Source organism: Rhodophyticola sp. SM2404 (genome assembly GCF_053570515.1).
In genome coordinates this window covers 494,809-508,747 of the sequence record NZ_JBSEDL010000001.1, presented here as the reverse complement: position 1 = coordinate 508,747, position 13,939 = coordinate 494,809, and the positions used below count along the sequence as shown (strand labels likewise).

The window sequence follows — 13,939 nt, the reverse complement described above, 5'->3', positions numbered from 1 at the left end:
GCCGGCCCTTTCGCTACATGGAATGGGGATTAGTCGACGCTGGTGATACGACCATCCACATAAGGCGTATAAGGCGAATTGGCCGCGACATAATCGGCAACCACCTGCTCAAGGCCTGGCCCGAAATCATAGGCGTTCATGCCATCGCTGGAGAACACCCGATACCCGTCACCACCACCACGCATGTAGTTATTGGTGGCCAGAATATAGGTGGCATCCGCGCTGATCGGCGCGAAAGACCCATCGGGCATTTCAACCTCAACCGACGCGATGCGGCTTCCAGGCTCGGCGCTTGCACTCCAAGTGTAGCGCATACCTGCAACCTGCGGGAAACGACCTGCGCCATCGGCAACTTGGCTCACACCATTTTCAAGCGCCGCGATGACGCCCGCACCTGTCAGCTGGAAGGTGGCAAGCGTGTTCTGGAACGGCAGAACCGTCAGAATTTCGCCCATCGTAATCTCGCCCTCATCGATCGAGGCACGAAGACCACCACCATTCTGGATGACCAATTGCACGCCCTGATCGCTGGTGCGGTCCAGCATGGCATCGGCGACCAGATTGCCCATCGGGCATTCCATGGCACGGCACACATCGCGCGAGCCTTCGATGAATTCGGACGCATCGCCGATTACCTCGGCCATGGCCTCCTCGATGGGACCTGCCAATTCGGCCACACGCGCGGCAATCTCTGGGTCAGGCTCGACCGAGGCATCCAGCACCATGGTATCGCCACCTGCATAGATCAGGTTGCCCGCGTCATCGAATGTGGCTTCCAGATGGCCCAGATATTTCGAATAGGCATAGGCTTGCACGATTGGCACCATTGTGCCCTCGGGGTTCTGGGTCCATGTCGGGTAAGGGCCCGCACGATCTTCATCGGAGGACGACAGATAGGTGTGCGAATGGCCGCCCACGATCAGATCAAGCCCCGTCACCGCCTCGGCGATCCGCATATCCTGCGGCAGGCCAACATGGGTCAGCGCGATGATAATATTCACGCCCTGCTCGGTCAGTGCATCCACATCTTCCTGAATCGAAGCGATCTCGTCACCGAACACAACATTCGGGCCTGGGCTAGAGGTTTCAGCCGTGTCACTTGCGAGTGCCGAGACGATCCCGACCTGAACGCCGTTCACATCCAGAACCAATGTGTCCGCTACCCGCCCGTTCAACAGGTTCGAGCCGCTCAGATCCAGATTGCCCGAAACGACAGGAAAGCTCACCCGATCAAGGAAATCGCTCAAGCCCTCGGGGCCATCGTCAAATTCATGATTGCCGACAGCCATCGCATCAAACCCGATGGCTTCCATCATCTCGGCCTCGACCTCGCCCTTATAGGTCGTGTACATCAGGGAGCCTTGGAACTGGTCGCCCGCATCCAGAACGAGGACATTTTCGCCCTCAAGCTCGGCGCGCATCTGATTGATGGCCGTTGCAACACGGGCCACACCGCCAAAGCATTCGCCTGCGGCGTCATCTTCGGCGTTACAGGTGGAATCAAAGCGGTTAATCGGCTGAATCCGGCTATGCAAATCATTGATATGCAGGATGTGCAGGGTGGTCTCGGCGGCAACAGGTGCAGCAAGGGCCAGACCTGCCACCACGGCGGTCGAGCCTAAAACACGTGCGAGCATTTCTCATCTCCCATATTTAAGTTTACCAAAACAGCTTGGTCACGCATCGACTGCAAGTAAAGAGGCTTCGTAACGACAACACGACACTTGACCTCGGAGCGCTTATTTCGCATGCGACATGCCATGCAGATATACAAAATATTACACAGCGCCGAATGGGATGCGCTTCAAACCAAGGGCGAGACCTTGGGCGCGCCCATTGATCTGGCCGATGGCTATGTCCATTTCTCCACCGCCGAACAGGCCCGTGAAACAGCCGCCAAGCATTTCGCAGGGGCCGAAGGGCTGGTTCTTGTCGCCATGGATGCCGAGGCCCTCGGCCCTGCCCTGAAATGGGAAGTCTCGCGCGGCGACGCGCTTTTCCCGCATCTCTATGCGCCGCTGCGCCTAAGCGATGTGATCTGGCACAAACCCCTGCCTCTGGTCGATGGCCTTCATGCCTTCCCGAAGGAGATGATCTGACATGTGGGAACGCTTCGGCCTCTCGATCATGCACCGCCTCGATCCCGAGCGCGCGCATCATTTGGCAATCGCTGCCCTCAAGACAGGCCTCATGCCCGCAAGCGGCCCCGTCACCTCGCCGCGTCTTGCAACGCAGGTTGCAGGCATGGAGATGCCGAACCCCATCGGGCTTGCCGCGGGTTTTGACAAAAACGCCGAAGCCGTGACGCCCCTGTCAAATGCAGGTTTCGGCTTTCTGGAGGTCGGCGCCGCCACCCCCCTGCCCCAACCGGGAAATGCCAAACCGCGCCTGTTCCGCTTGAGCGAAGATAAAGCCGCGATCAATCGCTTCGGCTTCAATAATGACGGCATGGAGATCATTGCGAAACGGCTACAAGACGCGCCGCGCAGGGTCCCTGTTGGCCTCAATCTCGGCGCCAATAAAACCAGTGACAACCGCGCCGCCGATTTCGCCCGCGTGCTCAGCCGCTGCGGCAGCGTGGTGGATTTTGCCACCGTCAATGTCTCCTCCCCCAATACCGAAAAGCTGCGCGACCTTCAGGGCAAAGCAGCCCTCGCCGCCTTGCTTGCGGGTGTGATGGAGGCCAATTCAAGACTCGCCACCCGCATTCCGATCTTCCTCAAGATCGCGCCTGATCTGTCAGGGGATGAATTGGCAGATGTGGCCGAGGTTGCGATCTCCTCACGCATTGACGGGTTGATTGCCACCAACACGACCTTGTCGCGTGACGCGCTGCAAAGCGCACAAAAATCTGAGGCTGGGGGCCTCTCCGGCCAGCCCTTATTCGAGAAAAGCACCCGCATCCTTGCGCAGCTATCGCAAATGACCGAGGCCAAATTGCCGATCATCGGTGTCGGTGGCGTCGCAAATGCCGAGCAAGCCTATGCAAAAATTCGCGCAGGCGCTTGCGCAGTGCAGCTCTACACGGGCCTCGTCTATGGCGGCATCACTTTGGGTGGCCGCATCGCCCAAGACCTCGACGCGCTGCTGGCCCGCGATGGCCATGCCACGGTCGCCGAGGCCATTGGCACGGGGCGCAGCGAATGGCTTTAACCCTGTGGCATAACCCGCGCTGCTCGAAATCCCGCCAAACCTTGCAGCTGCTGCGCGACAAGGGTCTTGAGCCTGAGATCCGCCTCTACCTGACCGATCCGCCATCAGTGCAAGAATTGCAGACGCTGCTTGACCAGCTTAATCTCTTCGCCCGTGACCTCGCCCGCAAATCCGAGGCCGTCTTCAAGGAACAAAGCCTGAAACACGCAGATGACGCGACCCTGATAAGCGCCATGGCAGAAAATCCGATCCTGATCGAGCGCCCGATCCTGATCGCCGCAAACAAAGCCGCCATCGGAAGACCACCCGAAGCCGTCCTCGCGATTCTCTAGGGCCTTCCGCTCTGAAATTTTTGCTTTCAAAATACTTCCGCCGGAGGCCATAGCGGCGCAAAGGGCTCAATGCCCTTTAAGCCGCTGCCCGCTCCAAGGCAGGATAGCGCAGGCAAAGCGTCACGCCTCGCAGCACGAACATGCCAATCAATGCCGCCCAAAGCCCGTGATTGTCAAAAGCGGGGATGAACAGAAAACACATCGCCACATAGCCCGCGAAAGACAGAGCCATCATATTGCGCATATCGCGGGTTCTTGTAGCGCCTATGAAAATCCCGTCCAAAATCCATGCCCAACAGCCCAGAAGCGGCGCCAGCACCATCCAGAAAAGATAGACCCGAGCTTCCTCGCGCACCTCGGGCGCGGTGGTCAGGATATCAATGATATGCCCCCCAAACAGCCAAAACCCGAGAGCCATGGCAACACCCGTTCCCGCGCTCCAATAGGTGTTTAGCAGCGCCGCGCGGCGCAAAACCTTGGGGGAGCGCGCGCCCATGGCCTTGCCAACCAGCGCCTCGGCGGCAAAGGCAAACCCGTCCATCGCATAGGCAGTGATATACAGGAATTGCAGCAAAATCTGGTTCGAGGCCAAGGTGATATCCCCGAAATCTGACCCCAGAAACATGAAGGAGGTAAAGCCAGCCATCAGCAGCACTGAGCGGATCAGAATATCGGTATTCACGGCGGCCATATGGATCAGCCGCAGACGGTCAAACACACGCGGCCAATCCCGCCATGCAGGCACTGCAAAGGCCTTGCGACACAGCCACAGCCCCATAGCCAGACCTGTCCATTCCGCCACAACAGTTGCGAGCGCCACACCCTCAATTCCAAAGCCAAGCCCCAGAACCAGCACAACCGATAGCGCGATATTCAAACCGTTCATCCAAAGCTGTAGCGCAAAGACCGATGTCGTCCTTTCCTGCGCAATCAGCCACCCCGTAATCCCGTAAAGCGCGATGGCGGCGGGCGCAGAATAGATGCGGATTTGCATATAGCTACGTGCCAGCCCTTCGACCTCGGCACTGGCAGGCGCGATCTGGAAGGCGGCCCAGAAAATCGGCACCTGCAAAACGATCAGCGCCAACCCCGCAACCGCCCCAATCATCAGCACACGTGACAACAGCGCCGAGACCTCGGCATGGTCCTTGGCCCCCAAGGCTTGGCTGGTCAGCCCGACCGTGCCCATCCGCAAAAAGCCGAACACCCAATAGATGGTCGTCAGGATCACAGCCCCGATCCCAACCGCGCCAATCGGCGCTGGATCACCCAATTGGCCAACCACGCCTGTATCGACGATCCCCAACAAGGGCACCGTCACATTCGACAAGACGACTGGCACCGCAATCTTTAGAACGCGCTTATTGGAAAGCTCCGATGCGGATATGTCCGTACTAGCCATCCGAGTCAGGCATCAAGAAATGCCCCGTGGCCTGCGCGAAGGGGCGGGCATGGTTATCCTGCCATGCCTCGACATGCACACTCGCATAGCGCCGCCCCGAGCGGTTGACCCGCGCCCTTGCATAGGCGTCACGCGGCAGGCCTGATCGCAGATAATCCACGGTAAAATCGATGGTCTTGGGCATTCTGGGCAGGGTCTCGGGCGTCAGCGCTTCGGCATCCAAAGCCCCCGATTCAATATCATCCCACAGCATCTGGAACCCCAGATTAACAATCGCTGTCACTTCCAGAAATGATGCAGTTGCGCCTCCATGAATGGCGGGCAGCATCGGGTTTCCGATCAACTTCTCATCATAGCTCATCACAGCCGTCAGCTCATCCCCGCGGCGGTCGAAATGCACCCCCATGAAACGGATATAGGGCACTCCGCCCACCATGGCGGCCAACGCCTTGTCGCGGCGGTTCTTGATGACTTGAACGGATTCGGGGGGCATGCGCTTGATCATGAGGCCGCCTTCCGTGGCCGTGTGGTTTGCACGGTGAAGGCCCCCGTCGCGGTGGCGATGGGGCGCGCGGTATCCTCATCCCAAGCGGTTGCCCGCATGAAGGCGACCGAACGGGTGACATGATAGCATTCCGCACGCGCCGTGATTCTCTGACCAGGCGTTGCGGGGCGCATGTAATCAATTCTCAAATCCAAAGTCGCGGTGATGCTCGGCGTATCGGGATGGCTCATCACCGCAGCACCGCCGCAGGTATCCATCAAGGCCGAGACGGCCCCGCCATGGATCACCTTGCTGGACGGGTCCCCGACAAGCTCGGCCGCGTAAGGCATCGAAATAACGGCCAAACCATCGCTCAACTCATCCACCCGCATTTGCAGCGCTTTTGAAAAGGGCAAAGCATCAATGAATTGCCCCGCAATACGGGCCTTATCAATCACGATCTCGTCTTCGCTTTTATCGGACAATGGGAACCTCTTGGATGGCGCCCCCTCACCTACGCATTCTGCGCATGAGCGCGCAAGAGGGAACGCCTCTTGGCTTTTCCGCTTGGCTGGTGTGAAACTAGACAAGGACGATAGGAGGCGCAGTGACCGCATGACGAGTGAACGTATTGATTTCAAACAAATGTGCACCCGCTTTGGCGTCACACCCAGAACCCTTCGCCATTACGAATATATCGAATTGCTCGCACCCTCGCGCGAGGGGCGCACCCGCTATTACGGCCCACGCGAAGTGGCGCGGATGACCCTGATCCTCAGGGGGCGGCGCTTCGGCTTCAGCCTTGAAGAAATCCGGCAATGGCTGGAGCTTTACGACAAAGACCCCGAGGGCAAGCTGCAGCAGGAAGCATGGATCGCAATGGCGGACCGCCAATTGGAGGATCTTGAAAAGCGGCGCGCCGAATTGGACGAGATCATAGAGGAGTTGCGCAGCCTTCGCGCCCAAACCGCAGCCCATGATCTGGGGTAACCCCGAAAGTCAGAGCAAGATGGGCACAGCGCATGCCTGCCCTGAGATCTCATAGCCTTGTCAGGTATTTACGGCCCGATTTAGCAGAAAGCCGTCCAAAATCCGCCGAAAAGTAACGTTTGGTCATCAAAAAGTTGACGCAACGTTCAATTTACGTCAACGTCATCTTTATGTGTAGAGATACCCCTGCCAGAAATTCAAAGGAGGGGTGGATTCGATGTTTGACTGGACAAGTGACACTATGCCGACTGACACTCTGACGATCCGCGAGATGTGTGAAACCTATGATGTGACACCGCGCACATTGCGATTTTACGAATCCAAAGAGTTGTTATTCCCGATCCGTGACGGCCAAAAACGCCTGTTCACCAAACGGGATCGCGCGCGTCTGAAACTGATTTTGCGCGGCAAGCGTTTTGGCTTCAGCCTCGAGGAAATCCGGCAATTGCTGGAGTTGTATTACCTCGGTGATCAGCAGGCCACGCAGCTCAGCCGCACCTTGGATGTCGCGGGCGAACGCTTGAGCGATATGGAGAGGCAACGCGCCGAACTTGATATCGCGATCGAGGAATTGCGCGCCCAGATGGGCATGGTCGAAGATATGCTGACCGAGCGCAAAGCCGCCGAAGCCAACGCATCCGAATAATTGGGCCCGTAAGCCGTGCCCTATGCCTATACATGCTTTTCGTAAGGTTTTGACCCATGACAAGTTACACCGCGCCATTGAAAGATATTCAGTTTGTTCTGCATGATCTGCTGCAACTCAGCACACAGGACATCGAAGGTTTCGATGATATGGAGCCGAGCTTTACCAATGCTGTTCTTGAAGAGGCGGGCAAAATCGCCTCCGAGGTGCTGTTGCCGCTGAATACATCCGGCGACACCCAAGGCTGCCATCTGGAAAACGGTGCGGTGCGCACGCCCGACGGGTTCAAAGAGGCCCTGACCCAGATGAAAGAGGGCGGCTGGCCCGGCATCGATATGCCCGAGGCCTATGGCGGCCAGAACATGCCCCATGTGATTGGCAGCGCCGTCGGCGAGATGTTCTCGGCCGCCAATATGGCCTTCATGATGTATCAGGGCCTGACCCATGGCGCGGCCTCAGCCATTCTTGCCCATGGCTCCGAGCAGCAAAAAGACACCTATCTGCCCAAGATGGTCTCCTGCGACTGGACGGGCACGATGAACCTGACCGAGCCCCATTGCGGCACCGATCTGGGGCTGATGCGCACCAAAGCCGAACCTCAGGGTGATGGCAGCTTCAAGATCACCGGCCAGAAGATTTTCATCTCCGCAGGCGAGCATGACATGGCCGAGAATATCGTCCATCTGGTCCTCGCCAAGATCCCGGGTGGGCCAGAGGGCATCAAGGGCGTGTCGCTCTTTATTGTTCCCAAATTCATGGTCAATGAAGATCAAAGCCTTGGCGCGCGCAATGCCCTGTCTTGCGGCAAGATCGAAGAGAAAATGGGCATTCACGGCAATGCCACCTGCGTGATGAATTACGATGGGGCAACGGGCTATTTGCTGGGTGAGGAACATAAAGGCATGCGCGCCATGTTCACCATGATGAACGAGGCGCGACTGGCCGTGGGTATGCAAGGCTTGGCGCAGGCCGAAATCGCCTTCCAGAATGCGCGCGACTACGCCAAGGACCGCCTTCAGGGGCGCGATGTGACGGGGCCGCAAAACCCTGATGGCCCCGCCGATCCTTTGATCGTGCATCCCGATATCCGCCGCAACCTGATGGAGCAGAAAAGCTTCACCGAAGGCGCGCGCGCCCTGATGCTTTGGGGCGCTAACTTGATCGACCGCTCCCACCGCAACGGTGATGCACAGGCCGAGGGGCTGATTTCGCTCCTCACCCCAGTGATCAAGGGCTTTGTGACCGATAAGGGCTATGACATGACCGTGCAGGCCCAACAGGTCTTGGGCGGGCATGGATATATCGAGGAATGGGGCATGTCCCAATTCACGCGCGATGCACGGATCGCCATGATCTATGAGGGTGCAAACGGTGTTCAGGCGCTCGATCTTGTGGGGCGTAAGCTGGCACAGGATGGCGGCAAGCATATCATGGGCTTCTTCGATCTCGTGAAAGCGGAGATCAAGGACGATGACAGCGATGACATGATCAAGGCCGATTTCCTTGATCCGTTGAAACAGGCTTCAAAAGACCTCCAGACGGCCGCGATGTATTTTATGGCAGAGGCCATGAAGAACCCCAATAACGCGCTGGCAGGCTCCTATGATTTCATGCATCTCTTTGGCCATGTCTGCTTGGGTCTTCTCTGGACAAAGATGGCAAAAGCCGCGCAACGTGGCTTGGCCGCTGGCGCATCCGACACCGCTTTTCTGGAAAGCAAACTGGCAACAGGGCGCTTCTACATGCAGCGCCAATTGCCCATGACCGCCACCCATCTGGCGCGCATCCAATCTGGCGCTGATCCCGTCATGTCACTTGATGCCGCAAATTTCTGAGGAGCCCGATGCCCAAACGCCTTCGCCTAACCCGACGCCCCAATATCGCAATGAGCGAGGACGGTTTCCGCAAACTCCGAACCTTGAGTTCCGAGGCTGGTCTGGATGAGGGAGAGTTCCTCTCCTTCCTCTTCGAGAATTGGAACAGCGTCACAGATGCCGACAATCTGACGGCGCGGCTGCGGATCTTCAATTCAGAACTGGAAGACAGAAAACGCTAAGCATAGCGCCAATCATTCATGAGGAGGTTTCGTATTTATGGAAAGATGAAGGAAAAGGAACGCCTTGCCCATCCGAGTGTTCTCCTTGGTATCCGGATACCAAGTTGCGCTGCACGAACAGGCAAGACACCTTCACCTTTCACGGTCATCGGCTCGACAGCCTGTACCGCGACCTGATCTTGGCCCGTGATGCTTAACAAAGCGTTATGAGCCTTCATCTTTCCAAAAATACGAAAATCACGGCATCAGCCAAAGGCGCAAGCTGGCGGAAAGGGAGAGAGACATGACCAACACGCTCTATTGTTTCGGGGAATCCGGAAACGCCTATAAGGCCGCCTTGGCGCTGGAACTGGCAGGTGTTCCTTGGGAGGCGCGCTTTGTGGATTTCTTCAATGGCGAGGCGCGCGAGGCGGCGTTTCGCGCGATCAACCCGATGGGTGAGGTGCCCGTGCTTGACGCGAATGGCACGGTACTGAGCCAATCCGGCGTCATTCAAGATTGGGTGATGGCCGAGACAGGAAAGCTCTGTGGAGATGGCACCCAAGAGACACGGCGCGAAATTTTGCGCTGGACCATTTTCGACAACCAGAAAGTATCGGGCATGGCAGGCCCCTTGCGCTTTTTGATGAATTTCCTGCCCGAAGACAAACGCCCGCAAGAAGTGATCGGCTTTATGACAGGACGCCTGAAAGCCGCCCTTGGCGTGCTTGAGGCCGAGTTGAGCACCCGCGACTGGCTGGTGGGCGATGCGGTGAGCTGCGCTGATATTTCTTGCGCGGGATATCTCTACTACCCAGAGCCCTTCAATTTTGATCGGGCCTCTTATCCCGCACTCGACCGCTGGCTGGACCGTTTGGCGGCTTTGCCCAATTGGAAACACCCCTATGACCTATTGCCGGCCCCGACGCTCGGCACAGATGATCGGAGCTAATCTCATGACCGATGCCTATATCTATGACGCGATCCGAACCCCACGCGGCAAGGGGCGCAAGGATGGTGCTTTGCATGAGGTGACCGCCGCGCGGCTTTCCGCCTTCACCCTGAACGCCTTGAAAAACCGCAATGGCCTTGATGGCCATGCCGTTGAGGATGTGATCTGGGGCAATGTCACCCAAGTCGGCGAACAGGGCGGTTGCCTTGCCCGCACGGCTGTTCTCTCTTCTGAGCTGGATGAGAGCATTCCGGGCCTTGCGATCAACCGCTTTTGCGCCTCGGGGCTTGAGGCTGTGAACCTTGCGGCAAACCAGCTGAGCGGAGGCGCGGGGGCGGCCTATATCGCAGGCGGGGTCGAAATGATGGGCCGCGTGGCCATGGGTTCGGACGGCGCAGCAATTGCCGTTGATCCCTCCATCGCGATGGAGACCTATTTTGTCCCCCAAGGCATTTCGGCAGATATCATCGCCACCGAATACGGCTTCAGCCGTGATGACGCCGATCGGCTCGCGGTGGAAAGCCAGAACCGCGCGGCCATTGCATGGGCCGAGGGGCGCTTTGCCAACTCCATTGTGCCTGTCACCGATATGAATGGGCTGAGCATTCTGGAGAGCGATGAATATATGCGACCCGGAACCGATATGCAGGCTTTGGGTGCCCTCAAACCCGCCTTCAAGGATATGGGCGAGGTGATGCCGGGCTTTGATCAGATCGCGCTGATGAAATACCCGCATTTGGAGGAGATCAACCATATCCATCATGCTGGCAATTCATCGGGTATCGTGGACGGGGCCGCGGCCCTTTTGATCGGGAACAAGGCGTTTGGCGAGGCCTATGGCCTCAAGCCGCGCGCACGGATCCGCGCCACCTGCAAAATCGGCACCGACCCCACCATCATGCTCACGGGGCCAGTTCCTGCCACGCAGAAAATCCTGAAAGACAGCGGCATGTCGATCTCGGATATTGACCTCTTTGAAGTGAATGAGGCGTTTTCCTCGGTTGTTTTGCGTTTCATGCAGGCCTTTGATGTCGATCATGACCGCGTCAATGTGAATGGCGGCTCGATCGCCATGGGGCACCCGCTCGGGGCCACAGGTGCTATGATCATTGGAACGCTGCTCGATGAGCTAGAGCGCAGCGGAAAAGGCACAGGGCTTGCGACGCTTTGTGTGGCCAGCGGGATGGGGGCTGCCACCATCATCGAGAGGCTCTGATGCCCAAGATCGATCTCAGCGCAGTGCCTGTTCACACAGGCTCAGGCTACCCCGCCCCCTATGCAGACGCGATGGGAGGGCGCAGCAGCCTGCGCGTGGGCGATGCAGGTGGCTTGACCCAATTCGGCGCAAATATCGTGATCCTCGCGCCCGGAGCGCGGTCATCGCTTAGGCATTGGCACGAAAATCAGGATGAATTCGTGATCGTCCTGCAAGGTGCATGCACCCTTATCGAGGATGATGGCCCGACGATCCTGCAGGCTGGCGATTGCGCCAGTTTCAAAGCGGGTGTGGCCAATGGCCATTGCATTGCAAACCATACCGACCACGAAGCGCACTTTCTGGTAATCGGCACAAGAACACCGACCGAGACGGCTTGGTATAGCGATATCGATATGATGGTGCGGGTGGAAAATGGCCAATTCGACTTCACACATAAAGACGGCACCCCATTCAGGGAGAAACAAGATGACTGATTTCACAATGGAAAAAGGCAGTGATGGCGTTGCCGTCATCACATGGGATGTGCCCGGAAAATCAATGAATGTCCTGCAGCGCGAGGCCTTTGCCGAATGCGAGCGCCTGTTTGATGAGGCCTTGGCCGATGATGCCATTCGCGGCATCGTCATCACCAGCGGCAAGGATACATTCGCAGGTGGCATGGACCTCAATGTATTGAGCTCGATCAGCGCCGAAGCGGGCGATGAGCCTGCCCAAGCCTTGTTCGATTTCACGATGAACGGCCACCGCATCCTGCGCAAGATCGAACGCGCGGGCATGGACCCCAAGACCAATAAGGGCGGCAAGCCTGTGGCCTGCGCCATCCCCGGAACTGCGGCGGGTATCGGCACCGAGATTGCCCTTGCCTGCCATCGCCGTTTCATGGCCGACACTCCCAAAGCCAAAATTGGCCTGCCTGAAATTCTAGTTGGTCTGTTCCCCGGCGCAGGCGGCACCACGCGGTATTCGCGCATGGTAGGGGCAATGGCGGCCGCGCCTGTTTTGCTGGAGGGGCGGATGCTCGACCCGAAGAAAGCGAAATCCGCGCAATTGATTGATGAAGTAGTCGCCCCCGACGCCCTGTTGCAGGCGGCCAAGGATTGGGTGCTGCAAGCCAGCGATACCGATATCGTCAAACCATGGGATCAGAAGGGCTGGAAAATGCCCGGTGGCGCGCCGTATCACCCCGCAGGTTTCATGACCTTTGTTGGCGCATCCGCTATGATCAACGGCAAGACCAAGGGCGTTTATCCCGCCGCCAAAGCGCTGCTTTCATCGGTTTATGAAGGGGCTTTGGTGCCGTTCGACACGGCCCTGAAAATCGAGGCGCGTTATTTCACGCATATCCTAATGCACCCTTCCTCCAGCGCGATGATCCGTTCGCTCTTCATCAATAAGGGCGCATTGGAAAAAGGCGCGAACCGACCTGAGGCCCCTGATCAGGCAGTCAGGAAACTGGGAGTCATCGGGGCTGGCATGATGGGGGCGGGCATCGCCTATGTCTCGGCCAATGCGGGGATCGAGGTTGTCCTGATCGACGCTGCCCAAGACGCCGCCGAGCGCGGTCGCGCCCATGCCGAAAGCCTGCTGGATAAAAGCATGTCGCGCGGCAAGGTAACTGCAGAGAAGAAAGAACAGGTCTTGGGCCGCATTTCAGCCACAACAGAATATGACGCCCTGAAAGGCTGTGATCTGATCGTTGAGGCCGTTTTTGAGGATGTCGGCGTCAAAGCCGAGGTCACAAAAAAGGTGCTGGCAGCAGTCGGCCCTGATTGCATTTTCGCGACCAATACATCGACCCTGCCCATCACCGAGCTTGCCAAAGCCTCGGGCACGCCTGAGCAGTTTATCGGCATCCATTTCTTCAGCCCTGTCGACAAAATGAACCTTGTCGAAATCATCAAAGGCAAGGAAACGGGGGATATCGCGGTGGCAAAATCGTTGGATTTTGTTCGCCAGATCCGCAAGACCCCGATCGTTGTGAATGATGCGCGCTTCTTCTACGCAAACCGCTGCATCATCCCCTATATCAACGAAGGCATTCGCATGGTCCGCGAGGGCGTCGCGCCTGCGCTGATCGAAAATGCCGCTAAGCTGGTGGGCATGCCGCTTGGGCCGCTTCAATTGGTGGATGAAACCTCGATTGATCTGGGTGTCAAAATCGCCAAAGCGACCAAGGCCGCGATGGGAGAGGCCTATCCCGATGATGCGGTTGATGAGGTCTTGTTCTGGATGGCCGATCAGGGGCGCATGGGGCGCAAATCAAAGTCGGGCTTCTATGCCTATGACGAGGCTGGAAAGCGCAGCGGGATATGGGATGGCTTGGCCGCGCAATATCCCCAAGCCGCCGAGCAACCCGATTTGATCGATGTTCAGCACCGGCTGCTCTTTGCTCAAGTGCTGGAGGCCGTGCGCGCATTGGAAGATGGTGTGTTGACCGATATCCGCGAGGGCGATGTTGGCGCGATCCTTGGTTGGGGCTTTGCGCCTTGGTCGGGGGGGCCGTTCAGTTGGCTGGATATGCTCGGCTCGCCCTATGCGGCGGATCGTTGCGACGATCTGCAGGATCGCTTCGGGGCGCGCTTTGCCTGCCCTGCCCTGCTGCGTGAAATGGGCGATAAGGGCCAAAGCTTTTACGGGCGCTTCGGAGCGGAGGCCAAACCAGCCGCCTGACGCATCGCTGTTCAAAGTTAAGGCAGGTCGCGCTCAACCTCATGCGCCCTCTTCCC

15 protein-coding genes are annotated in these 13,939 nt (G+C 57.9%); 11 read left to right on the top strand and 4 right to left on the bottom strand.

What is annotated here, in order from left to right; all coding sequences use genetic code 11:
• Positions 1–29: 29 nt before the first annotated feature.
• Positions 30–1,637 (bottom strand): bifunctional metallophosphatase/5'-nucleotidase, encoded by a 1,608-nt coding sequence (locus ACTYEO_RS02550; RefSeq protein WP_449322134.1) that lies wholly within the window; start codon positions 1,635–1,637, stop codon positions 30–32.
• Between the two features lie 123 nt (positions 1,638–1,760).
• On the opposite strand from ACTYEO_RS02550, the gene ACTYEO_RS02545 reads away from it, so the two are divergent.
• From ACTYEO_RS02545 to arsC, 3 genes are read left to right on the top strand one after another with little or no spacing between them, the layout of a single operon-like run.
• A complete protein-coding gene (locus ACTYEO_RS02545; protein WP_449322133.1) occupies positions 1,761–2,099 on the top strand; it encodes a DUF952 domain-containing protein in 339 nt (112 codons plus the stop codon).
• A 1-nt stretch (position 2,100) separates the two neighbouring features.
• On the top strand, positions 2,101–3,153 hold the full coding sequence (locus ACTYEO_RS02540) for a quinone-dependent dihydroorotate dehydrogenase (protein ID WP_449322132.1): 1,053 nt from the start codon (positions 2,101–2,103) through the stop codon (positions 3,151–3,153).
• Entirely contained in the window at positions 3,144–3,485 is a 342-nt protein-coding gene (gene arsC / locus ACTYEO_RS02535) for an arsenate reductase (glutaredoxin) (RefSeq protein ID WP_449322131.1), read from the top strand. The genes ACTYEO_RS02540 and arsC overlap by 10 nt, the downstream gene beginning before the upstream one ends.
• Positions 3,486–3,561: 76 nt before the next feature.
• Here the strand turns inward: arsC and ACTYEO_RS02530 are convergent, their stop codons facing one another.
• The 3 genes from ACTYEO_RS02530 to ACTYEO_RS02520 are packed head-to-tail and all read right to left on the bottom strand — an operon-like array spanning position 3,562 to position 5,856.
• Positions 3,562–4,887: an MATE family efflux transporter gene (locus ACTYEO_RS02530; protein ID WP_449322130.1), complete on the bottom strand. Its 1,326-nt coding sequence runs from the start codon at positions 4,885–4,887 to the stop codon at positions 3,562–3,564.
• Positions 4,880–5,389 (bottom strand): PaaI family thioesterase, encoded by a 510-nt coding sequence (locus ACTYEO_RS02525; protein WP_449322225.1) that lies wholly within the window; start codon positions 5,387–5,389, stop codon positions 4,880–4,882. Before ACTYEO_RS02525 ends, ACTYEO_RS02530 begins: the two co-directional genes overlap by 8 nt.
• A complete protein-coding gene (locus ACTYEO_RS02520) occupies positions 5,389–5,856 on the bottom strand; it encodes a PaaI family thioesterase (protein WP_449322129.1) in 468 nt (155 codons plus the stop codon). Before ACTYEO_RS02520 ends, ACTYEO_RS02525 begins: the two co-directional genes overlap by 1 nt.
• A 130-nt stretch (positions 5,857–5,986) precedes the next feature.
• Here ACTYEO_RS02520 and ACTYEO_RS02515 point away from each other — a divergent pair, with 130 nt between their 5' ends.
• The 8 genes from ACTYEO_RS02515 (at position 5,987) to ACTYEO_RS02480 (ending at position 13,883) form a co-directional block, all read left to right on the top strand.
• Positions 5,987–6,361, top strand: a complete 375-nt coding sequence (locus ACTYEO_RS02515) for a MerR family transcriptional regulator (RefSeq protein WP_449322128.1) — start codon at positions 5,987–5,989, stop codon at positions 6,359–6,361.
• 241 nt (positions 6,362–6,602) lie between these two features.
• Positions 6,603–7,007, top strand: coding sequence for a MerR family transcriptional regulator (locus ACTYEO_RS02510; protein WP_449322127.1), 405 nt, complete (start codon positions 6,603–6,605; stop codon positions 7,005–7,007).
• A 56-nt stretch (positions 7,008–7,063) separates the two neighbouring features.
• Positions 7,064–8,842: an acyl-CoA dehydrogenase C-terminal domain-containing protein gene (locus tag ACTYEO_RS02505; protein WP_449322126.1), complete on the top strand. Its 1,779-nt coding sequence runs from the start codon at positions 7,064–7,066 to the stop codon at positions 8,840–8,842.
• 8 nt (positions 8,843–8,850) lie between these two features.
• Positions 8,851–9,063, top strand: coding sequence for a hypothetical protein (locus ACTYEO_RS02500; RefSeq protein ID WP_449322125.1), 213 nt, complete (start codon positions 8,851–8,853; stop codon positions 9,061–9,063).
• A 283-nt stretch (positions 9,064–9,346) separates the two neighbouring features.
• A complete protein-coding gene (locus ACTYEO_RS02495) occupies positions 9,347–9,994 on the top strand; it encodes a glutathione S-transferase family protein (protein ID WP_449322124.1) in 648 nt (215 codons plus the stop codon).
• A gap of 4 nt (positions 9,995–9,998) precedes the next feature.
• Positions 9,999–11,210, top strand: a complete 1,212-nt coding sequence (locus ACTYEO_RS02490; RefSeq protein WP_449322123.1) for an acetyl-CoA C-acetyltransferase — start codon at positions 9,999–10,001, stop codon at positions 11,208–11,210.
• A complete protein-coding gene (locus tag ACTYEO_RS02485) occupies positions 11,210–11,686 on the top strand; it encodes a cupin domain-containing protein (protein WP_449322122.1) in 477 nt (158 codons plus the stop codon). The genes ACTYEO_RS02490 and ACTYEO_RS02485 overlap by 1 nt, the downstream gene beginning before the upstream one ends.
• Positions 11,679–13,883, top strand: coding sequence for a 3-hydroxyacyl-CoA dehydrogenase NAD-binding domain-containing protein (locus tag ACTYEO_RS02480; RefSeq protein ID WP_449322121.1), 2,205 nt, complete (start codon positions 11,679–11,681; stop codon positions 13,881–13,883). The genes ACTYEO_RS02485 and ACTYEO_RS02480 overlap by 8 nt, the downstream gene beginning before the upstream one ends.
• Positions 13,884–13,939: the final 56 nt, after the last annotated feature.